Annotated in this window: 24 protein-coding genes; 1 reads left to right on the top strand and 23 read right to left on the bottom strand. The window is 33.9% G+C overall.

What is annotated here, in order from left to right; translation table 11 throughout:
* Window position 1: 1 nt before the first annotated feature.
* From coaBC to gmk, 3 genes are all read right to left on the bottom strand, one after another.
* Window positions 2-1,210: a bifunctional phosphopantothenoylcysteine decarboxylase/phosphopantothenate--cysteine ligase CoaBC gene (gene coaBC, locus SOJ_RS09680; RefSeq protein WP_002507907.1), complete on the bottom strand. Its 1,209-nt coding sequence runs from the start codon at window positions 1,208-1,210 to the stop codon at window positions 2-4.
* A 433-nt stretch (window positions 1,211-1,643) separates the two neighbouring features.
* Window positions 1,644-1,859: a DNA-directed RNA polymerase subunit omega gene (gene rpoZ, locus SOJ_RS09685; protein ID WP_002507908.1), complete on the bottom strand. Its 216-nt coding sequence runs from the start codon at window positions 1,857-1,859 to the stop codon at window positions 1,644-1,646.
* Window positions 1,859-2,482, bottom strand: a complete 624-nt coding sequence (gmk, locus tag SOJ_RS09690) for a guanylate kinase (RefSeq protein WP_002507909.1) — start codon at window positions 2,480-2,482, stop codon at window positions 1,859-1,861. The genes rpoZ and gmk overlap by 1 nt, the downstream gene beginning before the upstream one ends.
* A 159-nt stretch (window positions 2,483-2,641) precedes the next feature.
* Between gmk and SOJ_RS09695 the strand changes: the two genes are divergently transcribed.
* On the top strand, window positions 2,642-4,339 hold the full coding sequence (locus tag SOJ_RS09695; protein ID WP_002507910.1) for an Rqc2 family fibronectin-binding protein: 1,698 nt from the start codon (window positions 2,642-2,644) through the stop codon (window positions 4,337-4,339).
* Between the two features lie 113 nt (window positions 4,340-4,452).
* Here the strand turns inward: SOJ_RS09695 and SOJ_RS09700 are convergent, their stop codons facing one another.
* The 20 genes from SOJ_RS09700 to SOJ_RS09795 all read right to left on the bottom strand — a co-directional run bounded on the left by SOJ_RS09700 (window position 4,453) and on the right by SOJ_RS09795 (window position 26,275).
* Window positions 4,453-4,854: a VOC family protein gene (locus tag SOJ_RS09700; RefSeq protein ID WP_002507911.1), complete on the bottom strand. Its 402-nt coding sequence runs from the start codon at window positions 4,852-4,854 to the stop codon at window positions 4,453-4,455.
* Between the two features lie 127 nt (window positions 4,855-4,981).
* Window positions 4,982-5,836: a YitT family protein gene (locus tag SOJ_RS09705; RefSeq protein ID WP_002507912.1), complete on the bottom strand. Its 855-nt coding sequence runs from the start codon at window positions 5,834-5,836 to the stop codon at window positions 4,982-4,984.
* A gap of 672 nt (window positions 5,837-6,508) precedes the next feature.
* Complete coding sequence (locus tag SOJ_RS09710) at window positions 6,509-6,694, bottom strand: hypothetical protein (RefSeq protein WP_002507913.1); 186 nt, start codon at window positions 6,692-6,694, stop codon at window positions 6,509-6,511.
* A gap of 22 nt (window positions 6,695-6,716) precedes the next feature.
* On the bottom strand, window positions 6,717-7,328 hold the full coding sequence (pyrE, locus tag SOJ_RS09715) for an orotate phosphoribosyltransferase (protein WP_002507914.1): 612 nt from the start codon (window positions 7,326-7,328) through the stop codon (window positions 6,717-6,719).
* A gap of 1 nt (window position 7,329) precedes the next feature.
* Window positions 7,330-8,022 (bottom strand): orotidine-5'-phosphate decarboxylase, encoded by a 693-nt coding sequence (gene pyrF, locus SOJ_RS09720; RefSeq protein ID WP_002507915.1) that lies wholly within the window; start codon window positions 8,020-8,022, stop codon window positions 7,330-7,332.
* Window positions 8,023-8,132: 110 nt separating this feature from the next.
* Window positions 8,133-11,306, bottom strand: coding sequence for a carbamoyl-phosphate synthase large subunit (gene carB / locus SOJ_RS09725; protein WP_002507916.1), 3,174 nt, complete (start codon window positions 11,304-11,306; stop codon window positions 8,133-8,135).
* Window positions 11,299-12,399 (bottom strand): carbamoyl phosphate synthase small subunit, encoded by a 1,101-nt coding sequence (locus SOJ_RS09730; protein ID WP_002507917.1) that lies wholly within the window; start codon window positions 12,397-12,399, stop codon window positions 11,299-11,301. The genes carB and SOJ_RS09730 overlap by 8 nt, the downstream gene beginning before the upstream one ends.
* Window positions 12,399-13,673 (bottom strand): dihydroorotase, encoded by a 1,275-nt coding sequence (locus SOJ_RS09735; RefSeq protein ID WP_002507918.1) that lies wholly within the window; start codon window positions 13,671-13,673, stop codon window positions 12,399-12,401. Before SOJ_RS09735 ends, SOJ_RS09730 begins: the two co-directional genes overlap by 1 nt.
* Window positions 13,651-14,571, bottom strand: coding sequence for an aspartate carbamoyltransferase catalytic subunit (locus tag SOJ_RS09740; protein WP_002507919.1), 921 nt, complete (start codon window positions 14,569-14,571; stop codon window positions 13,651-13,653). Before SOJ_RS09740 ends, SOJ_RS09735 begins: the two co-directional genes overlap by 23 nt.
* Window positions 14,572-14,600: 29 nt before the next feature.
* A complete protein-coding gene (locus SOJ_RS09745) occupies window positions 14,601-15,908 on the bottom strand; it encodes a uracil-xanthine permease family protein (protein WP_002507920.1) in 1,308 nt (435 codons plus the stop codon).
* A 278-nt stretch (window positions 15,909-16,186) separates the two neighbouring features.
* Window positions 16,187-16,714, bottom strand: coding sequence for a bifunctional pyr operon transcriptional regulator/uracil phosphoribosyltransferase PyrR (pyrR, locus tag SOJ_RS09750; RefSeq protein ID WP_002507921.1), 528 nt, complete (start codon window positions 16,712-16,714; stop codon window positions 16,187-16,189).
* Window positions 16,715-17,258: 544 nt separating this feature from the next.
* Window positions 17,259-18,176, bottom strand: coding sequence for an RluA family pseudouridine synthase (locus tag SOJ_RS09755; protein ID WP_002507922.1), 918 nt, complete (start codon window positions 18,174-18,176; stop codon window positions 17,259-17,261).
* Between the two features lie 12 nt (window positions 18,177-18,188).
* Complete coding sequence (gene lspA / locus SOJ_RS09760; protein ID WP_002507923.1) at window positions 18,189-18,665, bottom strand: signal peptidase II; 477 nt, start codon at window positions 18,663-18,665, stop codon at window positions 18,189-18,191.
* 556 nt (window positions 18,666-19,221) lie between these two features.
* A complete protein-coding gene (locus SOJ_RS09765) occupies window positions 19,222-19,695 on the bottom strand; it encodes a CHAP domain-containing protein (RefSeq protein WP_002507924.1) in 474 nt (157 codons plus the stop codon).
* A 4-nt stretch (window positions 19,696-19,699) separates the two neighbouring features.
* On the bottom strand, window positions 19,700-20,494 hold the full coding sequence (locus tag SOJ_RS09770; protein ID WP_002507925.1) for a VOC family protein: 795 nt from the start codon (window positions 20,492-20,494) through the stop codon (window positions 19,700-19,702).
* A 213-nt stretch (window positions 20,495-20,707) separates the two neighbouring features.
* On the bottom strand, window positions 20,708-23,458 hold the full coding sequence (ileS, locus tag SOJ_RS09775) for an isoleucine--tRNA ligase (RefSeq protein ID WP_002507926.1): 2,751 nt from the start codon (window positions 23,456-23,458) through the stop codon (window positions 20,708-20,710).
* 256 nt (window positions 23,459-23,714) lie between these two features.
* On the bottom strand, window positions 23,715-24,332 hold the full coding sequence (locus SOJ_RS09780; RefSeq protein WP_002507927.1) for a DivIVA domain-containing protein: 618 nt from the start codon (window positions 24,330-24,332) through the stop codon (window positions 23,715-23,717).
* 157 nt (window positions 24,333-24,489) lie between these two features.
* On the bottom strand, window positions 24,490-25,269 hold the full coding sequence (locus SOJ_RS09785) for a YlmH family RNA-binding protein (protein WP_002507928.1): 780 nt from the start codon (window positions 25,267-25,269) through the stop codon (window positions 24,490-24,492).
* Window positions 25,270-25,375: 106 nt separating this feature from the next.
* A complete protein-coding gene (locus SOJ_RS09790) occupies window positions 25,376-25,666 on the bottom strand; it encodes a YggT family protein (protein ID WP_002507929.1) in 291 nt (96 codons plus the stop codon).
* Between the two features lie 12 nt (window positions 25,667-25,678).
* Window positions 25,679-26,275 carry a cell division protein SepF gene (locus tag SOJ_RS09795; protein ID WP_002507930.1) on the bottom strand — a complete coding sequence of 199 codons (597 nt, stop codon included), beginning with the start codon at window positions 26,273-26,275 and terminating at the stop codon, window positions 25,679-25,681.
* Between the last annotated feature and the right edge of the window lie 2 nt (window positions 26,276-26,277).

A 26,277-nucleotide genomic window follows, 5' to 3' on the forward strand; every position in this document is an offset into this window, starting at 1 on the left:
TTTATTCCCACCTTGTTTCTAAACTATCTAAGATATGCTCCGCTAATATGACTTTTTTGTGTTTTCCTAAACTCATAGGATTTCCATTTTTAAAGTACATCGTATAGTCATTATCATCTGAACTAAACCCTATTGAACGATCTCCTACGTTATTAGCAATAATCACATCTGCATTTTTATGTTGCAGTTTTTTCTGCGCATATGTTTCAATATTTTGTGTTTCTGCTGCAAAGCCTACTAAGAATTGCTTTGTTTTGTGTTCACCTAGATATTTCAAAATATCTGGTGTACGTTTAAAAGTCACAGATAATGTACCGTCTTGTTTTTTTAGTTTGTGCTCTAACATTTCAGCAGGCGCATAATCTGATACTGCTGCAGCTTTAAATACGATATCTTGTTCATCAAAGTGTGTTTTCACCGCTTCAAACATTTCCTCAGCACTCTGAATTTGAATAACATTCACATTTTCTGGAGGTGTTAGATGTGTAGGTCCAGATACGAGTGTGACGTTAGCCCCACGCTTAGTTAGTGATTCTGCCAATGCATAACCAATTTTTCCTGATGATCGGTTAGATAAATAACGTACTGGGTCTAACTCTTCGACAGTCGGTCCAGCAGTGATTAGTGCATTCATACCTTCAAATCGACTGTCTATCGAATAAGATGCTTGGTCATTGTGTTTAAAAAACTGGTTTAACCTTTCAACAATTTGCAAAGGTTCTTCCATACGGCCTTTTGCTACATAGCCACATGCTAAAAAGCCCTCACCAGGTTCAAGAAAATAATAACCATCTGAACTCAGTGTAGCGAGATTGTGTTGTGTTCGCTTATTTTCATACATATGCACATTCATCGCTGGCGCAATAAATTTAGCAGTTTCAGTAGCGAGCAATGTCGACGTTACCATATCATCTGCAATACCATTTGCAAGTTTAGCAATGATATTTGCTGTCGCTGGTGCCACTACGATTGCGTCTGCCCAATCACCTAATGCGATATGTTGAATTTCTTCCGGATTTTGTTCTAAAAAAGTACTTGTATAAACTGGATTTCTACCAATTGCTTGAAAAGCTAATGGAGTCACAAACTCTTGTGCATGATCTGTAAGCATGACTCTAACGTCATAGTCTGCTTGCGTTAATTTACTTGTTAAATCAATTGCTTTATACGCAGCAATGCCACCTGTAACAGCAAGTAATATTCGTTTCATTGCAAATCTCCTCCAAATAATTTAAATATGACCTCTTAATGGACTATAACTTTATATTTTTAAATAAAACAAAGGTTAATTTGTTATTGAATGCTTTAAATAAATGATTAATCACCATTATACACAAAATTTTAAATTAAATAAAAAAAGGGAGCAGGATAGAAATCAAAAATTTGATTTCGTATTCCCGCTCCGCAAGCCTTATTAAAAAAGAACACAAGAGCTGAAGCGCTTATATCCGCACTACTTTCTCTTCATAAATGAAGATATAGCACTTTAAAAGCTTGAAACAAGTACAATGAGATATCAAACAACTACTGTTCAATCTAACAAATGAGTCTGAGACACGCATTTATGTCCCAGACTCATTTTGAAAAACTTTAAACTAGCAGCGTGCTAGTTATTATTTATATGTTTCAAGATTAACTTTTAATTACTTAGATGGTATTTTATATAGTCCGTCCGGATAAACATCTCCGCCAGCGATTTCTTCTAGCGCTTTACCTACAGGTTTTTTTGCATCATATTTACTTAACAATGCTGATTCTGGATTTTCATCTATTTCACGAGCACGTTTTGCAGCAGTAGTTGCAATTAAATATTTTGAATTAACTTTTGCTGTTAATTCGTTTAATGGTGGGTATAACATTATTTTTTTGCCTCCAATATCATTTTTCTATATTTCGCTTCAATACGTTCTCTCTTCAAATGCTCAGCTTCTACAATAGATTGAATACGTTGTTTAGCTAACTCTACTTCATCATTAACTACAACATAGTCATACAAGTTCATCATTTCGACTTCTTTACGTGCTTCATTCACACGACTTTGAATTTTTTCATCAGATTCCGTACCACGACCGACTAATCGTTCACGTAAATGATCTAAACTTGGCGGGGCAAGAAAAACAAACAATGCATCTGGGAATTTCTTACGCACTTGTTTCGCACCTTCTACTTCAATTTCTAAAAATACGTCATGGCCTTGCTCCATCGTATCTTTAACATATTGAACAGGCGTCCCATAGTAATTTCCTACGTATTCAGCATATTCTATAAATTCATCTTGTTTAATTAATTCCTCAAATTCTGCTTTTGCTTTGAAAAAATAATCAACACCATCTACTTCACCTTCACGTTTACTACGTGTGGTCATTGAAATAGAATATTTATAAGATGTGGCTGGATCATCAAATATTTTTTTTCTAACTGTCCCTTTTCCTACACCAGAAGGTCCAGATAGTACAATCAATAAACCTTTCTCATTATCCATGACTTACTACCTCTCTAAGCTAATCTTCTATTATTAACATATGATACCATAAGAAACATTCAATTGTATAGCGTCCCACAACACAAACTTTGCTCATGACCTAATCTTTGCGCCATGTTACAATATGTTGAATGACTAAAAATAAGGTGGCTGATAGTAATGGCATATGATGGTTTATTCACTAAAAAAATGGTGGAATCTCTACAATTTCTTGTAGGTGGTAGAATCCACAAAATAAATCAACCAGAAAACGACACACTTCTTGTCGTCGTGCGTCAAAATCGTAAAAATCATCAACTTCTACTTTCTATCCATCCAAGTTTTACTAGAATGCATTTAACTAATAAAAAATATGATAATCCATTTGATCCTCCTATGTTTGCACGTGTGTTTCGTAAACATATTGAAGGTGGCTTTATAAAAGCAGTAAGACAAATTGGTAATGATAGACGCGTAGAAATAGATGTACAGAGCAAAGATGAAATTGGCGATACAATACATCGTACAATTATATTGGAAATTATGGGTAAACACAGTAATTTAATTTTAGTAAATGAACAGCGCAAGATTATTGAAGGCTTTAAGCATTTAACACCAAATACAAATCAGTATCGTACTGTAATGCCTGGTTTTCAATATGAAGCACCACCTGCGCAAAACAAAATTAATCCATATGATATATCTGGAGAAACTGTATTAAAATATATAGATTTTAATAGTGGAAAAATAGCACGACAATTACTAGATCATTTAGAAGGTTTTAGTCCATTAATCACTAATGAAATTGTTAGCAGAAAACAATTTATGACTGCTCAAACATTGCCTGAAGCATTTGATATAGTAATTGAAGAAACTAAGGGGGAGCCCACACCTGTTTTCCATAAAAATCATGAAACAGGTAAAGAAGATTTTTACTTTATGAAATTAAATCAATTTTATGATGATGTTGTAGAATATGATTCACTGCATGATTTACTTGATCGCTATTATGATGCACGTGGAGAGAGAGAACGCGTCAAACAACGTGCGAATGATTTAGTTAAATTTGTACAACAACAACTTCATAAATATCAAAATAAATTAAGTAAACTAATTGATGAGCAAGAAGGTACAAAAGAAAAAGAATTACAGCAACTGTATGGTGAGTTAATAACAGCCAATATTTATCAAATTAAGCAAGGCGATAAAGAAATTACAACGCTTAATTATTATACTGGTGAAGAAATTACGATTCCTCTTAACCCAACTAAAGCCCCTGCTGTTAATGCGCAGAATTATTATAAAAAATATAACAAGTTAAAAACAAGAGCACACGAGTTACTACGTCAAATTGAATTAACTCAAGAGAATATTGCTTATTTTGAAAGTATTGAACAACAACTCGCACATATCTCTATTGATGAGATTGATGATATCCGTGATGAGCTTGCAGAACAGGGCTTTATGAAACAACGCAAACAAAATAAGAAGAAAAAGAAACAAACCATTCAATTACAAGAATATGTTTCAACTGATGGTGATACAATTCTTGTAGGTAAAAACAATAAACAAAATGATTATTTAACGAATAAAAAAGCGGCAAAAAATCATCTTTGGTTCCACACGAAAGATATACCAGGCTCACATGTTGTGATACTTAGTGATGCACCAAGTGAAGACACGATTAAAGAAGCGGCCATGTTATCTGGTTATTTCTCCAAAGCTGGTAATTCCGGACAAATTCCAGTAGATTACACAGAAATTAGGCATGTACACAAACCTTCAGGTGCCAAACCAGGTTTTGTAACATATGATAATCAGAAAACGCTTTTTGCTACACCAGATTATGATCACATTCAAAAAATGAAAGTAAAATAATTTTTATTATAAGCGTTAGGATTATCAAAGCGCATAATAAAAAAGCTAGGATAAAGTCGTTTGCTTTTTCAAAAACGATTATATCCTAGCTTTTTTCATTTTATAATTTAAGTTTATTCTGGCAATGCTAATTGAAAATTAACACCAAATTTATCTTGTATCCAAGCAAATTCTCTAAATGGTGGCATCTGAGTTTTAGGCATTAAAATAGCCCCACCACTTTTCAGATTACTGAATAAGCGTTCCATTTCTAACGCACTGTCTACAGTGACATATAATGATACGGCTGGATTCATTTCTATATCGACACCATTCATGTTATCAATTGCCATAAACACTTGATCTTTCAACCTGAAAATAGCGTGTTGAACAGCACCTGTTGGTTCTTTATCACTTTCACTATATCTTACCAATGCCAATATTTCAGCATCTTCAAATGTATTAACATATAAATTAATTGCTTCTTCTGCATCTCCATTGAACATTAGAAATGTAGTTATTTTTGGTATAGCCATTATCCAACCTCCTTAATTCTTCTTAATACTAGAATAAATGATAAATTGTAAAAAATCGAATATACAACGCTATGATAAATTGTAAAATATTTACAAATTCTTATTTGCAATCGTTTAAAATATTGGCTTATGTTAAATTAATAAATCCACTGCCTAGCACGTCACGTACATCATGTATAACTAAGAAAGCTTTGTCATCTTCTTCATTCACCAATTTTTTGACTCGCGTGACTTGGGATTGTGGCACTACAACATATAACATACTTGTTTCTTTTTTACCGAAACCGCCTTTCCCTTTAAGTAAGGTTGAGCCTCTGCCTGTAAAACTGTTAATTTTATCACTAATATTTTCATTTTTATCTGAAATAATTGTAACAGCTTTTTTAGGATTAAATCCTTCAATTATAAATGCAGTTGCACGTTCGGTAATGAATATCATAATAATCGTAAACAACACATTTTCTAACGGTAAGACAAACAAGAACGATAGGACAACTAAACCATCTAATAAGAATATACCTTGTGAAGTTTTTATATCAAAGTACTTATTCAGCATTTTAGCTACAACTGAAGTTCCTCCAATGACACCACCTGCTGCAATAACCAAGCCGATGCCCACGCCTACAAACACACCACCAAAAGCAGCGTTGATTACAAAGTTATCTATACCTGTACTAAAATTTTCAGTTAAATCTAAAAATAGAGAAATTGCCGTATTTGCAATAAAAGTATATACAGCAGTTCTGGTACTTAAAAATTTCCAACCTACAATAATAACGATTGTATTAATAATTAAAGAAGTTAAAGCTGGCGACCAACCAAAAGCATATTTGAGCGCTAAAGATATACCAACTGTGCCTCCATCCCCTAGATTAGATTCTAAGATAAAGCAATTTACTGCAATTGCACTGACAAATGCGCCAATTAAACAAACAATGACATTTTTAGTATGATCACGGAATAATTGTTTCATCATTTTCATTTAAGCACCCCTTAAATTTTCAAAAATTATACCTCTTTGGCAAACAATTACGAGTAGTCTTTTCAATTCAGTCAGCTAAAATCAATATAACTATTGAGGCTAAGACATATATTTATGTCCCAGCCTCATGAAAATATATTATTGTAATTCTAAGTTATACATCGTATTATAAATGCAAATGTACCACAACAATAGTAGTCACACCACTTTGTAATTTTTGTAAAGCTTTTAGCCCATTACTTTCAAAAAATGTATAACATTCAACTCTTTTTTTAATTGAATGACTGTATCATCTTTATTTCTTTTACTTTTTCATATTTACAGTTAAAATAAATATAAATCTAATTGGAGGTATTTCATGTCTTTTTATATTATTCCATTACTTATCGCAGCATTAGTATTATTAGTAGGTTATATTATTATTAAACTTATGATCCGCTAATAACTATACTACACAATTACACAATTTAGTTTTAATACGGTCAGCACATATAATAAGTACTATATTGATAGTCTTTATCGGTAAAAAATGACTTTAATTTAACAAATTCCAACAAAAAGTTTACTATATCAAAATGATTTAATATAAAGAGGAAGGTCAAAATGGAATTCATTTTGATCTTCCTCTTTATTATGGTCTTAAATACGTCTATACATATTACATGTTATGATTTACTTAATGTGTCCTTTTTGTTTAATACTAGACTTTGATTTCTTGTATATATTTGCTTCAGATGTGTTAGCTAGCCATTCGTTTTTATCGTCTGAATGAGATGGATGTCTATAATCGTCTTCTTTTTTTAAAAAATCATTTAGATGTGCAAAGTGATTATATGCTTTTTTCGGGTCTTCTGTCATAATATCCCCTCCAACTCATATTTTAAGACAAGTTGTCTCTCCATTCAACTAATGTATCAATATCAATGTCAGAAATTTCTCCCTTTTCTTTAGCTACCTCAATTAATTCATTATAATTACTTAAAGTAAAGAAAGGTATTTGGGCTGCTTTAAATTGTTCATCCGCTTTTTTTAGACCGTACGTAAATATAGCTACTACGCCTAGAACATCAGCTCCTGCCTCTTTTAACGCCTCCACAGCAGTTATAGAAGAACCTCCTGTTGAAATTAAGTCTTCAATGACAACCACTTTTTTACCTTTGCTCAATGCACCTTCAATTTGGTTTTGTTTACCATGGCTCTTACTTTTAGAACGCACATAATTCATCGGTAAATCTAGCGCTTCAGAAACATAGGCAGCATGTGGAATACCAGCTGTTGCAGTGCCCGAAACGATTTCGACATCCGCAAAATTATTTTTAATTAATGTAATTAAACCATCTCTAATATTACGTCGAACAGAAGGATGACCTAATGTCACTCGGTTATCGCAATATATAGGTGATTTAATACCTGAACTCCATGTAAACGGGTCGTTTGGCGAAAGTGAAACTGCTTTAATATCTAATAGTGCTTTTGCTATTGCTTTAGCCATTTTAACTTAACCAACTTTCTTTAATTTTATGATAACTTGCAACCGGATTATTACTTTTTGTAATTGGTCGTCCTACTACAATATGTGTCGAGCCTAATTGTTTTGCTTCTTCCGGTGTAGTAATTCTTTTTTGATCGTCCAAATGCGTATTCGCTGGCCTAATACCAGGTGTTACTTTTAAAAAGTTTTTGCCGAGTTCCCCTGTGAGTAATGCCGATTCAAGTGGTGAACATACGACACCATCTAAACCAGATGTTTTGGCTAGATGCGCATAATTAAGCACTGCATCTTCTATAGAACTTTGAATATTTTGTTCATTTCTTAACATGGTTTCTGTAGTTGAAGTAAGTTGCGTAACTGCCACAATTTTAATATTTTGGTTATGTTTTTTTAAGCCTTCTAATGCGCGCGTCATCATTTCAGTTCCGCCAGCAGCATGTACGTTGACTAAATCAACGTTTAATTTACTTAATCCTTCCATTGCCTTACCCACAGTATTAGGGATATCATGTAATTTTAAATCCAAAAAAATATCGTGTCCGCGTGCTTTAATAGACGCTATTAATTGTGGTCCAGTTTGATAAAAAAGTTCCATACCTACCTTTACAAAAAGTGGCTCATCAAATTGGTCTAAGAATGTATCCACCGCTTCTGATGAATCAAAGTCTAGTGCAATAATTGGTAAATTATTCATAATATGTTCTACACCTCGTATTTTAAAAACTTCTACTATATGAACTAAGATAAAAAAATTGTTGCGCAATCACGCTATTATTTTATCTTAGTTGATAGCAAACTTAACTATTACATATTTTTCATGGTAAATGTCATGCTTTCAATCACTGACGTTAGTGCATCAGCTGTGTCTAATGAAGTGAGACAAGGCACGCCATTCTCAACTGATGTACGTCTGATTTGGAAGCCATCACGTTCGAATTCCTTACCTTTAGTCATCGTATTCACTACAATTTGTACTTCGCTTTGTTGAATACGCGTTAATAAATCATTTTCTTTACCAATTTTACCGACAATTTCTGTTGGTATATTATGCTCAGCTAATTTATTGGCAGTACCTTCTGTTGCTAAAATTTTATAGCCTACTTCATTTAAACGATGTGCGATACTGACTACTTCTTCTTTATCTTTATCACTCACTGTCATCAATACAGTACCATGATCTTTTACTTCCATACCGCTGGCTGTTAATCCTTTGAATAGGGCTTTTTCCATTGTTGTATCTTTACCCATAACTTCTCCTGTTGATTTCATTTCAGGTCCGAGCGTAATATCAACATTTTTCAACTTATTAAAGCTAAACACTGGCGCTTTGACAAAGACACCTTCAGTATATGGCTGAATACCTGCTTTATAACCTAAATCTGCAAGTTTTTCACCCATAATCGCACGCATCGCTAGCTGAGCCATTTGGATGTTCGTAATTTTACTTAAAAATGGTACTGTACGGCTCGAACGTGGATTCACTTCTAAGACGAAGACACCATCACGAGCAATAACAAATTGGATATTAATTAATCCTTTAATATTTAATCCTTTAGCTAACCTAATCGTATAGTCCTCTAACGTAACCATTTCTTCTTGCGTTAATGTCTGTGGTGGATAGACTGCTATAGAGTCTCCTGAGTGAACACCAGCTCTTTCGATATGCTCCATAATACCAGGGATTATAACAGTTTCCCCATCAGATATCGCATCCACTTCAATTTCTTTACCTGTCAAATAACTATCTACTAGTACTGGATGATCAGGACTCGCTTTAACCGCTTGGTTCATGTAATCTTCTAGTTCTGCATCACTATTCACAATTTCCATCGCGCGTCCACCTAATACATATGAAGGCCTTACAACAACTGGATAACCTATATTTCTCGCATTTTCTAATGCTTCTTTTGGAGACGTCGCTGTTTTACCTTGAGGCTGAGGTACATCAATCGTGTGTAATAATGATTCAAATTCTTTACGGTCTTCAGCACGATTTAGATTTTCTAAAGATGTTCCTAAAATTTGAACGTCATGCTTAGCAAGTTTATCTGCTAAGTTGATTGCTGTTTGGCCACCAAATTGTACAACTACACCTTTAGGCTGCTCTAAATCAATAATATTCATAACGTCTTCTTCTGTTAATGGCTCAAAGTATAATTTATCAGAAATTGAAAAGTCTGTTGATACGGTTTCTGGATTGTTATTAATGATAATTGCTTCATAACCTGCACGTTGTATTGCCCACACCGCATGCACTGTTGCATAATCAAATTCTACGCCTTGTCCTATACGAATTGGCCCTGAACCGAGCACAAGAATTTTTTCTTTGTCTGTAACAATAGATTCGTTTTCATATTCATACGTACCATAATAATATGGCGTTGCTGATTCGAATTCTGCCGCACAAGTGTCTACCATTTTATAAACTGGCGTTATACCATTTTTTATTCTTAAATCATGAACTTCTTCTTCGGTCATATCAAAACGGTGTGCAATGACACGATCACTAAAGCCATAATCTTTGGCAAATTTCAGATATTCGATATCACCTTTATTGGCCTTCAAATCATGCTCAATGTTGATGATATGTTGGAATTTATTTAAGAAGAAGTAATCAATTTGTGTCATATCATGAATTTCTTCTAATGTTGTTCCACGGCGTATCGCTTCACCTATAAAGAATAAACGTTCATCATCTTGATCATTGATACGAGCTTTAATGTAATCTAAATCATAAGAATCTCCGTTTGGTAAACCAAGGTGATGTACACCATACTCTAAGGAACGAATTGCTTTCAGTAATGACTCTTCGTAAGTTCTACCAATTGCCATAACCTCGCCAGTTGCTTTCATTTGAGTTCCTAAAACACGTTCACCTTTTTCAAATTTATCAAATGGGAAACGTGGAATTTTCGAAATAACATAATCTAAAGTTGGCTCAAATGCAGCATAAGATGTACCTGTAATTGGATTTAACATTTCGTCTAACGATAAGCCAACTGCGATTTTAGCTGCTAATTTAGCAATTGGATAACCTGTTGCTTTAGAGGCTAATGCCGACGAACGAGATACACGTGGATTTACTTCAATAATATAATAATCCATAGAGTGTGGATCTAAAGCTAACTGCACGTTACAGCCGCCTTCTATACCTAAAGCACGGATTACTTTTAATGACACATCACGTAGCATCTGATATTCAATGTCTGACAATGTTTGACTCGGCGCCACAACAATCGAATCGCCTGTATGTATACCAACTGGATCAATATTTTCCATGTTACACACAACGATAGCGTTATCGTTTTTGTCACGCATTACTTCATATTCAATTTCCTTGAAACCAGCAATTGATTTTTCAATTAAACATTGTGTTGCTGGACTATAATGTAATCCATTCGCTACAATTTCTTTGAATTCATCATCATTATGACAAATACCGCCGCCAGTACCTCCCATTGTAAATGCTGGTCTTACGATGAGTGGATAGCCAACTTTTTCTTTAAACATAAACGCTTGTTCTACAGTGTTTACAATATCACTTTCAGGCACAGGCACCTCAAGTTCATTCATTAATGATCTAAATAATTCTCTGTCTTCTGCCTGTTGAATAGATTCTAATTTAGTGCCTAAAAGTTGTACATTGTTTGCTTCAAGTTCACCGCTATCATGTAATTGAATGGCCATGTTCAATCCTGTTTGTCCACCTAATGTAGGTAATAATGCGTCCGGCTGTTCTTTACGAATAATGCGAGCTATGAAATCATGTGTTAATGGTTCAATATATACTTTATCTGCAATTTCTTTGTCAGTCATAATTGTTGCTGGATTAGAGTTTACTAATATTACACGGTAGCCCTCTTCCTTTAATGCTAGACAAGCTTGTGTTCCTGCATAATCAAATTCTGCAGCTTGACCAATGATAATTGGTCCGGATCCAATAACTAAAATCGTTTCTATATCTGTACGTTTAGGCATTTGACATTCGCTCCTTCGCTTTAAAATCATTCATCATATCGATAAACTCATCAAATAAGTAATTTGAATCAGATGGTCCTGGACATGCTTCAGGGTGATATTGAACTGAAAATGCTGGTAATGACTTATGTTTTAAACCTTCTACCGTTCCATCATTGATTGCAATATGTGTAATTTCTAAGTCACTATCAATTAATGAGTCTTTATCGATTGCGTAACCGTGGTTTTGACTCGTTATTGCAATTTTTCCTGTTTTGAGATCTTTTACAGGATGATTGGCACCTCTATGACCAAATTTCATTTTGAATGATGTGGCACCTTGAGATAAGGCGAAAAGTTGATGTCCTAAACATATACCAAAGAACGGAACGTGTCCTAGTATATCTTTAATCATTTCAACTGCGATTTTTACTTCTTCAGGGTCTCCTGGTCCGTTAGAAAGCATTACCCCATCTGGAGTCATTCTCATAATTGCCTCAGCTGAAGTATCATATGGTACGACGGTTACATTACAACCACGCAAATTCAATTCTCTAACGATATTCTGTTTTTTACCAAAATCGACTAATACGACACTCAAATCATAACCAGTTGAAACGTAAGGTGTTTTCGTTGATACTTCTGTCACCTCATTTTTAGGTAATTCAGTCGTTTTTAACTGTTCTACTAATGATTCAATTTCAGCTTTATTATCAGTATAAGCTGCTTTTAACACGCCGAAATTTCTGATTTTTCTGGTAATACTACGCGTATCAACACCTGAAATACCTGGAATATCATATTCTACTAATACGTCATGTAATGTCTTTTGTTTTCTGAAATTGCTTGGATGATCACTTGCTTCTTTAACAACTACACCATTTAGGGTAGGTACAAGTGATTCAAAGTCATCTCGATTTATACCATAATTTCCGATAAGTGGATATGTAAATGTAATAATTTGACCCGTGTATGACGGGTCCGATATTGTTTCTTGATAACCCGTCATTGCAGTATTAAAAACAATTTCTCCTACTGTTAATTGGTCAGAACCAAGGGGATAGCCTTCGTAATATGAACCGTCTTCTAAAACTAGATAGCGTTTCTTCAACATTATTGTTCCTCCTTAAATTTAACTTCACCTTCAACCATTGTTAATACTGGCGTACCATATACTTTATAACCTATAAATGGCGTATTACTTCCTTTAGATGCAAAATCCTCTGCTTTTATTTCACTTTCCTCATCTAGGTTAATAATTGTTAAATCTGCTAATCCGCCTTCTTCTAATGTACCATAAGGTAACTCGAAAGTCTGAGCTGGTTTAATCGTTAAATAATCTACTAACTGTTGTAACGACCAATCACCATTTTTTACAAAATGCGTATACAATAATGGGAAAGCTGTTTCGCTTCCAACAATACCAAATGGCGCTTTTGTCATAGGCTGTGCTTTTTCTTCTGTAGCGTGTGGCGCATGGTCTGTTGCAATACAGTCTATCGTACCATCTAATAGGCCTTCAATCAGTGCTTCTCTATCTTCTTTGCTTCTTAATGGAGGATTCATTTTATAAATCGCATCATCACCTGGAACATCATCTTCAGTTAATAATAAATGATGTGGTGTAACTTCTGCTGTCACATGTATCCCTGCTTTTTTAGCATCACGAATTGCTCTGACACTCTCTTTCGTAGATACATGACATACATGATAATGTGCGCCAGCCGCTTCTGCTAATAGCACATCACGTGCAATTTGTACTGCTTCACAAATATTTGGAATACCAGGAATGCCTAAAGCTTTACTGCGTTGTCCTTCATGCATTGCGCCACCATAAATTAAACTGTTATCTTCACAGTGTGCTACGACTGCTTTATTCACTTTTGCTGCTGCTTGCATCGCCTCATACATCATATTAGCTTGTTGAACACCTACACCATCATCTGTAAATGCAAATGCACCGTTGTTAGCAAGTGTTTCAAAATCGACATGTTCTTTACCAGCTTGTCTCACTGTAATAGCTGCGTAAGGTAATACTCTTACTTCAGCATTATCTTCTATTAATTGATTTAAATGATTTAGATTTTCTTTTGAATCAGGCACTGGACGCGTATTTGGCATTGGACAGACGGTTGTAAATCCACCTCTAGCAGCTGCTTTCGTACCCGTTGCTATTGTTTCTTTATGCTCCCCACCTGGTTCACGTAAGTGCACATGCACATCTACTAAACCTGGAGAAACAAACTGTCCTTTAACATCAATTATCTCAGTATTTGTATCTACCTCAATTTGCGTAGCTATTTGTTTAATATGTTGTCCTTCAACTAAGATAGACACCGTTTCAAATTCACCGTTTTTTAAGATTTTAGCATTCGTTAATAATTTCATTTGTTTCTGCCCCTTTCGATTGTAAAATATAATCTATAACTGCCATGCGTAAGTACATGCCATTTTCCATTTGTTTGAAAATACGTGATTTTGATGCTTCTACAAGTGAAGCTTCTATTTCCACACCTCTATTTACTGGTGCTGGATGCATCACGATTGCTTGTGATTTTAGCCTATTATATCTCGCTTGCGTTAACCCGTATTGATTATGATAGTTACTTACTTCAAATTGTGTTGTGTTCTCGTCTGTATGTCTTTCGTGTTGTACTCTTAATAACATTACTATATCTACCTCATCTATTACAGTATCAATATCTTTATACGGCGCATCTAAGGAATCATCTTTCCAAGCATCTGGGCTAGAAAACATGACGTTAGCACCCAGTGCTGTTAAACTTTGAAAATTACTTCGAGCGACACGAGAGTTTTTAATATCACCACAAATCAAAATATTTAAGCCCTCAAAAGTTTGATATTCTTCATAGATTGTCATGATGTCTAGTAAGCTTTGTGTCGGGTGTTGCCCACTGCCATCTCCTGCATTAATAATTGGTACGTTAAGCGATTTTAATTCATCATAATAAGTGGTTTGTGAATGTCTTATTACCAGAACATCTGCACCTACTTGTTCTAAAGTTTTACACGTGTCATATAATGTTTCCCCTTTTTGAACAGAAGATGTATTTGTTTCAAAATCAATTAATTTCAGTCCTAATTTTTGTTCTGCTACTAAGAAACTACTTTTCGTACGTGTTGAGTTTTCAAAAAATAAATTTGCTACAAATTTATCTTCATAACGTCGAGGTTCTAGTTCACCTTTTTTTATTGCACTCGCACGTTTGACTAATTCATATATTTCATTTGTAGTTAGATGTTCCATCGACAATAAGTTATCCAATTTTTTAGCCTCCTCATAATGATCAATGCTTATTTATTCGCTGGTGTTTCCTTAGGTAAGATAAGATTGAGTATAATGCCTGCTAAAGCTGCTAATGCCATGCCTTCTATTTGCATATTGATACCGACGCCATTTAAGTTAAAGACGAGATTACCAATACCAATTACAAGGATAACTGATGCAATAACAAGGTTACGGTTACTTGCAAAATCAACTTCACTTTCGACTAGCATTCTTAGACCACTTGCTGCGATAATACCGAAAAGTAGTATAGATACACCACCCATTACTGGGGTAGGTATAGATGAGACGAGTGCTGTAAATTTACCAACAAATCCTAAAATAATAGCGATAACTGCTGCGCCACCGATGACGTATACACTATAAATTTTTGTGATGGCTAAAACACCAATATTTTCACCATAAGTTGTGCTCGGTGGCCCGCCAATCAAACTTGCAAACATGGTAGAAACACCGTCACCAATAATCGAACGATCTAAACCTGGATCCTTAAAAAAGTTACGTCCTACAATTTTGTTAATGACCATTTGGTGACCGATGTGTTCACTTACAGTCACAAAGACAATAGGTATCAGGACAATGATTAGTCCCATGTGAATGGATGGCGTGTAGTCTTTAAATGGCAAGTACACGTCTGGAAATTGTAACCATTTTGCTTTCGCTATTGGAGCAAAATTGACAAGTCCCATAAATGCTGAAAGGATGTAACCTGTGACGATACCAATTAATACAGGTATCAAGGATAAGAATCCTTTGAAGTACCCTTGCACTACGATTGTTACTATCAACGTGGTCATTGCTACTGCTAAATAACTCAGATTATAGCCTTGCATCTCTGAGGAATTCTCAAACATTGCCATATTAACTGCTGTAGGTGCCAAACTTAATCCTATAACCATAATGACTGGTCCTACAACAACCGGCGGCAATAAATACATCAGCCATGCTGTTCCAGTTAATCTAATTGCTAAACCGATGAGTACATACATTACACCGCTCATGAATAACGCCATCAACATGTCACCTAAGCTATGTGAATTAAGTCCTGTAATAATGGGTGTAATAAATGCAAAGCTCGATCCTAAGTATGCTGGTATCTTTGCTTTGGTAATTAGTATGTATAACAATGTCCCAACACCAGAAGCTAATAACGCTGAAGATATAGGTAATCCTGTTAAAAATGGTACGAGTACAGTTGAGCCAAACATCGCAAATAAATGTTGTGTACTTAGAAATGCCCATTGTCCTAATTTAGGTCTATCTTGCACATCTAATACTGGCTTAACTGTCCGTTCAAACATTGTTTCATTTTCCATGTTTTATGCTTCCTCTCATAAAAAATCTCTTTACATTAAATTCATGTAAAGAGACTAAAAAGTATATATCTTGATTATTGCTATGTTGAATTATAGCCATTTACATTTAATGACTATAGATAACTCGCAATAAAACAAAGTATATGTGAAGAGGAATGTTATCAACATCGTGCATTTGACAACTATAAATGAATTGCTTACGTATCTAATGGTTAGATCGTAGCTGAAAATTTAAATCCTCTTCCCTTTTTCAGTCTCTCGTACTGAATTAAAAGGTGCTATTCAATTACTACTGCATTTCTATCATCAATTTCTTCAAGAAAAACTGCCACAGCTTCTTCCCTTGCTGTTGGTATGTTTTTACCAACAAAGTCTGCACGTATCGGTAATTCTCGATGTCCTCGATCTACTAGTGTAGCTAAACCTATTTTCTTAGGTCTAGCGTACTGTAACACTGCGTCTAAGGAGGCCCTGACTGTTCGTCCTGTATATAAAACATCATCAATGATAATTACAACTTGATTTGTAATATTAACATCAATTTCATATGCGCTTTCTTCAGCTTCGTTTATTGTCTGTTCTAAATCATCTCTAAATTGAGTGATATCAATTGTTCCAGTTGGCACAAGCTTCTCTTCTATGCGCTCAATTTTTTGTTGAATACGTCGTGCTAAAAATGCACCGCGCGTTTTAATACCTAACAATATTAAATTATCAGTACCTTTGTTATATTCTAAAATTTCATGTGCAATACGTGTCACCGTTCTTTGAATCGCTGCTTCATCCATAATAACTCGTTCTGACATTTTAGGCACCTTCCTTAATTTGATAAATATTTATCTTATTTAATATAAAGAAAACCTCATGTCTTTTTAGACATGAGGTTTAGTTATAAAGTATCATAAACAAACAAGAGATTTATCTTCACTTAACTTAGATGTTTTCTCTTCACAGGGAGTTAACCACTATGTTTCCCATTGCGCGATAAACTTCAGCTACAACAGTGTTCATTTGTCTTCACAAACATACAATATGTTTATGTACCTTATATTAAATCCATGTCTTCGAAGCCTCTCTGGACTTTCATTTAAAGACGATATGACGCTCTATTAAACTGTCACTATATTACCATGAATATAATTCACTTGCAAGCGGTCAAATAAAATTCAAAATAATCATTTGACGCTATTTCCCGTCACTCATATGATAGATTGGGAGCGGGACATGACATGTATTTTGTCCAAACCTCATAAAAAAGCTACTAGGTTCTAATATAGAATTCTAGTAGCTCGTTCTTATTTATTAAATTTAAGCCTTCAAAACTTTATATTTCAAATTTACTTTTATTAGTTAACTGTCACTTTTACGAATATCTGCTAATAATTGTTCAAAATCCTCAGGAAGTGGTGTAGACTTTTCAATATATTCTTGCGTCACTGGGTGTTCAAAACCAATGATACCGGCATGTAGCGCTTGCCCGCCAATATTCAAGGTTTTCTTCGGTCCATATTTCGGATCGCCTACAAGCGGGAATCCAATATACTTCATATGTACACGTATTTGGTGTGTACGCCCTGTTTCTAATTCACATTCTACTAAAGTATAATTATTAAAATGCTCTAATACATTAAAATGTGTAACTGCTTCTTTACCATCATCAACAACGGCCATTGATTGACGATCATTTTTATTTCTACCAATTGGTGCCTCTATCGTACCGTAATCATGCGGTATATTGCCATGAACAAGCGCTACGTATTTACGTGTCACAGTTTTCTTAACTAATTGATTCACTAAACTACGATGTGCAATATCATTTTTGGCTACCATTAATAGACCAGATGTATCTTTATCAATACGATGTACAATACCTGGACGTACTTCACCATTAATGCCAGATAAATTTTTCATTTGATACATTAAACCATTTACAAGTGTCCCTGTTGAATGCCCAGCTGAAGGATGCACCACAATACCTTTAGGTTTATAAACGATTGCTACATCATCGTCTTCATAATATATATCTAAGTTTAAATTTTCTGGATTGATGTCTGCTTCTACAATTTCTTTTTCAGTTACTACAATATGGTCGTTTAACTTCGTCTTATAATTTGGTTTAATTAGCTTATCATTTACTTTTACAAGTGATAATTTTATCCAATCTTGAATCTGTGTACGTGACCAATCTGAATTGAATTCAGGTAATACTTTGTCGATACGCTGGCCTGCGTCATCTTTATTTTCTATCTTATACTCATGTATTGTCATGCAAAATCTCTCCTATTCTTCGTTCTTCATATCTGTTAACAAAGCGATAATAATTAACAAAACGCCTATCGTCAAACTAGAGTCAGCTACATTAAATATTGGAAAGTTATAACCAAATATATATGTGTCAATAAAGTCAACAACTTCACCGTGTAATACGCGATCAATAAAGTTACCTAAAGCACCTGCAAATAATAAACTAATAGCGATTTGCATTAACAAACTGTGTTTTGCTTCTTTAATATAAAATACAATGAGCACTACGAGTATAATAACTGTAATAATATAGAAAAAGCCCATTTTCCCGCTCATAATACCCCAAGCGGCACCATCATTTCTGTGAGAAGTTATATTTAAAAAGTTGGGAATAACTTCAAATGTTTCTCCAACCTTCATTGAACTAGCAACAATAAATTTTGTGATTTGATCTAATATTAATATAACGATTGTTATGAATAAAGAAATACCAATATAGTACGGACGTTTCATGTCTGTACCTCCTATTCTAATCTCAGTCGCTTTTACAACATCTTTCATTATATCCTAATCAAACTTATAAAAAAAGTTACAGTTTGAATATCTGATAAAAAAGTTACATTATTAATACTAAATCACTAATAATATTCACATATACAATAAGGTAATTTAAAAAATCATCTACAGTTAACAATAAAATGGCGCACCATGTTGCCTATTTTTAATAGTTAATGTAGATGAAATATTTTATGTTCAAGTAGTGACAATATTGTATTGAAACGTTGACACCTAGTCGAATAGTTCAACATGAGTTGAATACTAAAGGCCGTGGCCGCGGAAAGCATGCAAAAGAACTGCCACAAAATAAAAAACTATATGAATATATATTAAATAAATCTTCCTATTAAAACATAGACATGAGTTATTGAAAGCATATTTCATATTATTTTAATATTAAATCAAGGTAACGACTTGTGCTGACTCCTGCGGGAAATGCACTAGCCGAAGACTACAGGCTGAGGCTGTGCCCGCGGAAAGCATGCACAAGTACTACCTGTAAATACTAGTTTTAAACACTAGCGTTTTTCTTTGGATGGATATATTTATAATCTTTAACTTCGTCTTTCGTTATAATTCGGTTTGATATTTCAAAAGGCTTGTTATAATTCATTTCACTAACTTCTAATGAACCATTGTCATTTCGTTGTTCAATATAAGCTACATGACCATACTCACCTTCAGTAGTCTGTAAAATGCTCCCTACCTTGGGTGATTGATTGACTTTATAGTCACTTTTTTGTGCATACGATGCCCAATACTTTGCGTCGTTCCATTTCTTCCCTATTTTCATTCCATCTTCTCTTACTTTTTCAAAGACGTAGTGCGTGCATTGTCCTTTAGTATACGTATTATATTTCATTGGATCTAATGACCAGAAATGATTTGTTGGCTCAGTCATATCTTGGTTATCTAATCCTTCATATGCAGCAGTAACAGTAATAATAGCACTTATCGCAAACATCGTACCAAGTCTTTTTTTCATTTAATCACACGACCTTATTATAATTAAATCGAAATTGTATACCATCTGGTCCTGTTAATAATTTGTGCGTAGTCTCAGGGTAATGAAAATCAATAATTGCTAAACCATATGTTCTATTATTTTCAATTCGTTTAATGCTAGATAACCAATTATTAACCACTAAATGTTGATGATAACCATTAGAGGATAAGTAAAATGCGCCATCTGTTTCTAATGATGATGTTTCAAGTCCGAAATAATTATTATAGTACTGCTTAACTTTGCTTAAATCAATTGATTTTAAATTCAAATAACCAATAACACTTTCATCAGGTATACCTTGCCATTTTTCATTTGATGTATACGCTAATAGATTAGGCACGTTAATCGGTTGCGTTTCAAGCACTACTTTTTCATCTTCAAATAACCAGTCTTCAATTGGATTATCAACATAAAATTCTAAACCATTACCTTCAGGGTCTTCTAAATATAATGAGGTTGTCACATCATGCTCCCCACCGTGTACTGGAATACCAGACTCATTTATTTGTACGAGCAAATCTGCAAGGTCTGTCTTAGCAGGTAACTTGATTGCCAAGTGAAATAATCCTGCTTCTGAAGGTAACGGCTCTCTGCCCTGTATAACCTGGTTAAAAGTCATAAAATGATTTAAATTACCAATCTCATATTGGATTGTTGAATAAGATTCATTTACCACATTCATACCTATGATGTTTTCATAAAATTGTTTTATTTCATCTTTATCTCTAACATTTAATGTAATGCCATTTACAAAATGCGCGCTTTGACTATGGAACATGTATAACACCTTTCTAAAACTCTAATAAATTCAGTATACTTGAAATCCATTTTTATACATTAAAAAAGCTCATTCAATAGTATTATTTTTATCCATTTCTTCATAATTATCTTAATAGTTCAAACATGAAAAAGGCTATATGCTTTGCGCGAGGCAAAACATATAACCTAATTTAATTATTTCATTTTTATTTCTAATTAATCACACTACGTTTTATACGAGTGTTTTAACGACTTCTTGGCAACGTGGGCATAAGTCTTCAAGTTCGCCAACTGAGCCTAGTTCTTCACTATAATTCCAACAACGTTGACATTTTTCACCATGCGCGTGTTCAATACGGATATCACCATATTGATAAGCCACACCATTTTCAACTGATTCCACTACTTCTGCTTGAGAAGTAATAAATAACTGCTGTAAATCAGAGAATTGTTGTAAAAATGATGTTGCATCAAAGTTGTCATTGCTACCGATTACAACTTTTGCTTCTAATGATTTACCAATTACTTTTTCACCACGTGCTACTTCTAATGCACGGTTAACATCATCACGTAAATCCATAAATGTATTCCATCTATCTAAAAATTCACGGTCTACTTCAGCGCGTTCTGGCATACGAGTTAAGTGAATACTTTCTTCTTCAACATGCGGAATATGAGACCAAACTTCTTCAGCAGTATGCACTAAGATTGGTGCTAATAATTTCGTCATATCCACTACAATTTGGTATAACACTGTTTGCATACTACGACGTTTATGAGAATCACGTTCTTCAATATATAAAATATCTTTACCATAATCTAAATAGAAATTACTTAATTCTACGTTAATAAAGTTTTGAACTTCTTGATAGATATCTAAGTAATCATAGTTATCATAATGATCTAAAGTATTTGCTGTAAATTCACGTAGTCTATTTAATAAATATTTATCTACTTCTAATAAATCTGCTTCAGCTAATGCATCAGTAGCAGGATTATAATCATTCACGTTACCTAACATAAATCTTAATGTATTTCTGATTTTACGATACACATCAGAAGTTTGTTTTAAGATTTCATCTGAGATACGAACGTCAGCTAAGTAATCAACACTACTTACCCAAAGTCGTGCAATATCTGCACCTTTTTGTTTAACAATTTGATCTGGCACAATAACGTTACCTAATGATTTACTCATTTTTTTACCTGAGCCGTCCATAACAAAGCCGTGAGATAAGAGCATTTTATATGGTGATTTACCTCTTGTCGCAACAGAAGTTGTAATTGATGAGTTAAACCAACCACGGTATTGGTCACTACCTTCAATGTATAAATCTGCTGGATAAGATAATTCAGGACGCCCTTCTAAAACGCCTCTGTGAGATGAACCAGAATCAAACCAAACATCCATAATATCTGTTTCTTTAGTAAATTCACCGTTTGGACTACTTGGATGTGTAAATCCTTCTGGTAGTAAGTCTTTTGCATCACGTTCAAACCAAACATTAGAACCAAATTCTTCAAATAAATCTGCAACATGATTAACAGTTTCGTTTGTCATGATGATGTCACCATTTTCAGCATAAAATACTGGTAGAGGAACACCCCAGACACGTTGACGTGAAATAACCCATTCACCACGGTCACGGATCATATTGAAAATACGTGTTTTACCCCAATCTACTTTAAAATCAGTTACTTCAATTGCATCTAAGATGTCTTGACGAACTTTATCAATAGATGCAAACCATTGTGGCGTTGCTCTGAAGATAACAGGTTTTTTCGTACGCCAATCATGAGGATAACTATGTGTGATAAACTCTAAATTTAATAAAGCATCTTTTTCTTTTAACACATCCGTAATTGCTTTATTGGCTTTGTCATAGAACATACCTTCAAATTGACCAGCTTCTTCTGTAAAGACACCTTTATCATCAACTGGGCTAATTACTGGTAATTTGTACTTCTGACCAACGACATAGTCATCTTCACCATGACCAGGTGCTGTATGCACACAACCTGTACCAGCATCAGTAGTAACATGTAAGCCATTGATAACCAATGAAACTCGGTCAACAAATGGATGTTGTGTCTCCACATACTCTAATTCGCTACCTTTAAATTCTTTTTCTAATTCAAGCGTATTTTCATCCCAGCCTAATGCTTCAACAACATCACTCGCTAAGTCTTTACCGATAATGTATTTTTTACCGTTCACATTATATTGACCATAAGTTAAATCAGGATGTACTGTAATCGCCACGTTAGAAGGTAATGTCCATGGTGTTGTTGTCCAAATGATGAATTTCGCATCTGAATCTACAACGCCTTTACCATCTTTAACATCAAACGCTACATAGATAGAAGCTGAACGTTTATCTTGATATTCAATTTCTGCTTCTGCAAGTGAAGATTCACTTGATGGTGACCAATATACAGGTTTTTTGCCTTTGTAAATTAACCCTTTATCTGCCATTTCGCCAAATAAACGAATTTGTGCTGCTTCATATTCTGGTTTTAACGTGATATATGGATTATCAAAATCACCTTTAACACCTAAACGTTTAAAATCTTTTTTCTGATTTTCAATTTGTTCTAAAGCAAATGCTTCACATTTTTTTCTGAATTCAGCAATAGATAATTCTTTACGTTTAACACCTTTTTTAGTTAGTGCTTGTTCAATAGGTAAACCATGCGTATCCCAACCTGGGACGTAAGGTGCATAAAACCCACGCATTGATTTATATCTAATCATCATGTCTTTTAAGATTTTATTCAGTGCATGTCCCATATGCAAATTACCATTAGCGTATGGTGGGCCATCATGCAAAATGTATGATGGATTCCCTTCATTTTTATCTAACACTTTTTGATAAATGTTTTGTGCTTCCCATTCTTCTTGGATCTTAGGTTCTTTATTTGGTAACCCTCCGCGCATTGGGAAATCTGTCTTTGGCATTAATAACGTTTCTTTATAATCCATTTTATACACTCCTTGTTCCGATTTTCATAATAAATTCAATTCATCCGTACAATAAAAAGAACCCTAAGTTCAATTAACAGGGACGATTAATACCGCGTTACCACCCTGATTAACTCAACTTAGAGTTCTCTCATTGTTCATATATTTTTTTAAAATTACAGTGATATAAACATCTTACATATGAAAGGCTCTCACTGTCCCTAACTCGCTTTGATATGCAAAAAGATGTTTACGCGTCTGTTATTTATATTAATTACTATTTTTTATCTGTTTCAGTATTTGTAGCCTGAGCATCTGCTTTTGCAGTACTATCTGCCTCTGCTTTCGCTTTCATCGCTTTTTCTTCTTCAGTCAAATCATTTTCATGTAAATGATTAATATTTTCTTGAGTTACTTGTTCAGAATCAAGATCATAATTTAATAAATAATCCCAATCTTCACTTTTTAGTAAATCAAGTTGAGCCTCAACTAACATGCGAAAACGTGATCTAAATATTTTTGATTGTCGTTTCATGTCTTCAGTTTGGAATGAGAGACGACGTGCTTTTTCAACCGCATCATTAACAATTTTATTAGCCTCACTTTGTGCTTTAGAAACTGTTGCTTCAGCATCTTTAGTTGCAGCTAATTTCGTTTCTTCCCCAGCTTGTTTCGCATGAATTAAAGCATCACTTACAGATTGATGAACATCTTTATATGACTGTATATTTGTATCTTTATCTTCAATGACTTTCTCTAATTGCTTTTTATCTTCTTTTAAACGTTCAATTTCGTTACTTAGTTGTTCTAAATAGCTTTCAACCTCAGTTGGTTCAAAACCAGTTTTTACGCGTGTAAAGTCTTTGTTTTTTATTTCATTTGGTGTAAAAGGCATGCGTTATCCTCCTTCTATAATACACTATTTTAGCACTGCTTTAAATATCTGAAATAGTGATTTATGTCTATATTTTCTATTTTTTTATAATCATTTGTATGCATTCTTATTGATAGAAATCTAATTTAACTTGTTTATACGTTATATAAGTATAACATTATTTGAATAAAGTTTTGTACGAAATTCTTACTTTATCTTTTTTTGTTTTACCACCAATATCAGTAATCATTGCTCTACCATAACCTTGGATTGACAATAAGTCACCACTATCAAGTTGAAAATCTGTAGCGTCGATCATTGTATGATTGACCTTGACACGCTTTTTATCAATTAATTGTTTAGCAATTGTACGGGATTTGCGAATCATTTCTTTTAAGATGACATCTAAACGCAAACCACTCACAGTAGCTTCATATGTTTGCCAATGCTCTTTTGATTGTATCATATCTTTTATAGGAATAGAATTAAGTTTAACTGTAGCACCCTTAATCCTATTTAGTTCTAACATAATATAAGATTCCAATTGTTTTGTCAAAGTAAATTGAATTGAATCATCTACAATAATATCTCCTAATTGCTCTCTTTCTATCCCTAAAGACATAATTGTTCCTAATATATGTTGATGTTGTAGCGTTACAAACTTTTGAGGATAGTCTATTTCAACCAATACAATTTCAAACAGTTCTTCTTCTGGCATAAGATAATCAGGTGCAACAATAGCCCTTTTGCGTTCTGCATATGGCCCACCAAAGAATGTGACTTCTAAATCATCGTAACTACCCACTATAACACTCATAATATATTGTCCACGTGGGTCTAGAAAAGGTGTTAATATAGGCGCATACTGCTCATTCGCACGGTTACACTTATCCATAAGTTGATCTATTAATTCATGTTCTTCTTTTCTAAAATGCTGGTAAATATCGATGTTAATCACTCCACATACAAGAGAAAGCACCTCGCGTCATACAACGTTAGGTGCTTCTCATTTATTTTATACATTAGTTATAAGTAAACTTCAATTCTATTCAACGTAAATTTATTTAAGCTAAATTACTCAAAATTAGATTAAAAATACTTGCTAAACCTTGTCGGAATAAGACAAGTACAATTATTGCTACAATTGATGATATATCAATCATACCAATTGGAGGAATAATTTTACGGAACTGTTCTAAAAATGGTTCATAAATTTTAGCTAAAAATTGACCAAATTTATTTTCTCGTGCATTAGGTATCCATGACATAAAGAAATAAACAATCATTCCGTAATAATAAATTTGAACCAAGAATAAAATAAAACTAAATATACTTCCTAATAAACCTATATCCATTTATTATTACCTCTATTCACCTTGGTATTCCATATTTTCTATGTGATCTGTAATACTACCAGCGACTTCAATATTATCTGGAGTACATAAGAATATATCTGACCCTACGCGTTGAATGTCTCCACCGATTGCATAAACTGTACCGCTTAAAAAGTCGATAATACGTTTAGCAGAAACTTTATCAATACGCTGTAAATTAACTAAAGTTGCGCGACGATTTTTGAGTTCGTCTGCGATATCTTGAGTATCTGAAAAAACACGTGGTTCAAATAAACACATTTTAGAACTTTCTTCTGTAAAACCGAATTGATCTTGTTCTTGATTATTCATATTCACAACGTTCCTTGCATTATTTTTTGATGAAGTGTTATTCATTTGATACTTCCTTTCACCTGAGGATTGCTGTAATCTTGATGACTGCTTTTTGGGAACGGATTGTATGGATCTTTGTCGCTCTGTATTTTCATTATTTTTATATTCATTGAAATTCGTTTGAGACTGCGCTTGTTGCTTGTTTTGTTGTCTACCTTGTTCTTCTTCTGGTGCTTCTAATTCGTCATCTTCTTCTTCAACCACGAAAAATCCACTAAATAAATCTTTTAAAGCCACGG

It is taken from the genome of Staphylococcus sp. OJ82 (assembly GCF_000294465.1).
GTDB lineage: Bacteria > Bacillota > Bacilli > Staphylococcales > Staphylococcaceae > Staphylococcus > Staphylococcus equorum.

Bases quoted from the DNA above. Each gene is read 5' to 3' on its own strand.
- coaBC (WP_002507907.1), bottom strand. From the start codon at position 1,210: ATGAAACGAATATTACTTGCTGTTACAGGTGGCATTGCTGCGTATAAA.
- rpoZ (WP_002507908.1), bottom strand. From the start codon at position 1,859: ATGTTATACCCACCATTAAACGAATTAACAGCAAAAGTTAATTCAAAA.
- gmk (WP_002507909.1), bottom strand. From the start codon at position 2,482: ATGGATAATGAGAAAGGTTTATTGATTGTACTATCTGGACCTTCTGGT.
- SOJ_RS09695 (WP_002507910.1), top strand. From the start codon at position 2,642: ATGGCATATGATGGTTTATTCACTAAAAAAATGGTGGAATCTCTACAA.
- SOJ_RS09700 (WP_002507911.1), bottom strand. From the start codon at position 4,854: ATGGCTATACCAAAAATAACTACATTTCTAATGTTCAATGGAGATGCA.
- SOJ_RS09705 (WP_002507912.1), bottom strand. From the start codon at position 5,836: ATGAAAATGATGAAACAATTATTCCGTGATCATACTAAAAATGTCATT.
- SOJ_RS09710 (WP_002507913.1), bottom strand. From the start codon at position 6,694: ATGACAGAAGACCCGAAAAAAGCATATAATCACTTTGCACATCTAAAT.
- pyrE (WP_002507914.1), bottom strand. From the start codon at position 7,328: ATGGCTAAAGCAATAGCAAAAGCACTATTAGATATTAAAGCAGTTTCA.
- pyrF (WP_002507915.1), bottom strand. From the start codon at position 8,022: ATGAATAATTTACCAATTATTGCACTAGACTTTGATTCATCAGAAGCG.
- carB (WP_002507916.1), bottom strand. From the start codon at position 11,306: ATGCCTAAACGTACAGATATAGAAACGATTTTAGTTATTGGATCCGGA.
- SOJ_RS09730 (WP_002507917.1), bottom strand. From the start codon at position 12,399: ATGTTGAAGAAACGCTATCTAGTTTTAGAAGACGGTTCATATTACGAA.
- SOJ_RS09735 (WP_002507918.1), bottom strand. From the start codon at position 13,673: ATGAAATTATTAACGAATGCTAAAATCTTAAAAAACGGTGAATTTGAA.
- SOJ_RS09745 (WP_002507920.1), bottom strand. From the start codon at position 15,908: ATGGAAAATGAAACAATGTTTGAACGGACAGTTAAGCCAGTATTAGAT.
- pyrR (WP_002507921.1), bottom strand. From the start codon at position 16,714: ATGTCAGAACGAGTTATTATGGATGAAGCAGCGATTCAAAGAACGGTG.
- SOJ_RS09755 (WP_002507922.1), bottom strand. From the start codon at position 18,176: ATGACAATACATGAGTATAAGATAGAAAATAAAGATGACGCAGGCCAG.
- lspA (WP_002507923.1), bottom strand. From the start codon at position 18,665: ATGAAACGTCCGTACTATATTGGTATTTCTTTATTCATAACAATCGTT.
- SOJ_RS09765 (WP_002507924.1), bottom strand. From the start codon at position 19,695: ATGAAAAAAAGACTTGGTACGATGTTTGCGATAAGTGCTATTATTACT.
- SOJ_RS09770 (WP_002507925.1), bottom strand. From the start codon at position 20,494: ATGTTCCATAGTCAAAGCGCGCATTTTGTAAATGGCATTACATTAAAT.
- ileS (WP_002507926.1), bottom strand. From the start codon at position 23,458: ATGGATTATAAAGAAACGTTATTAATGCCAAAGACAGATTTCCCAATG.
- SOJ_RS09780 (WP_002507927.1), bottom strand. From the start codon at position 24,332: ATGCCTTTTACACCAAATGAAATAAAAAACAAAGACTTTACACGCGTA.
- SOJ_RS09790 (WP_002507929.1), bottom strand. From the start codon at position 25,666: ATGGATATAGGTTTATTAGGAAGTATATTTAGTTTTATTTTATTCTTG.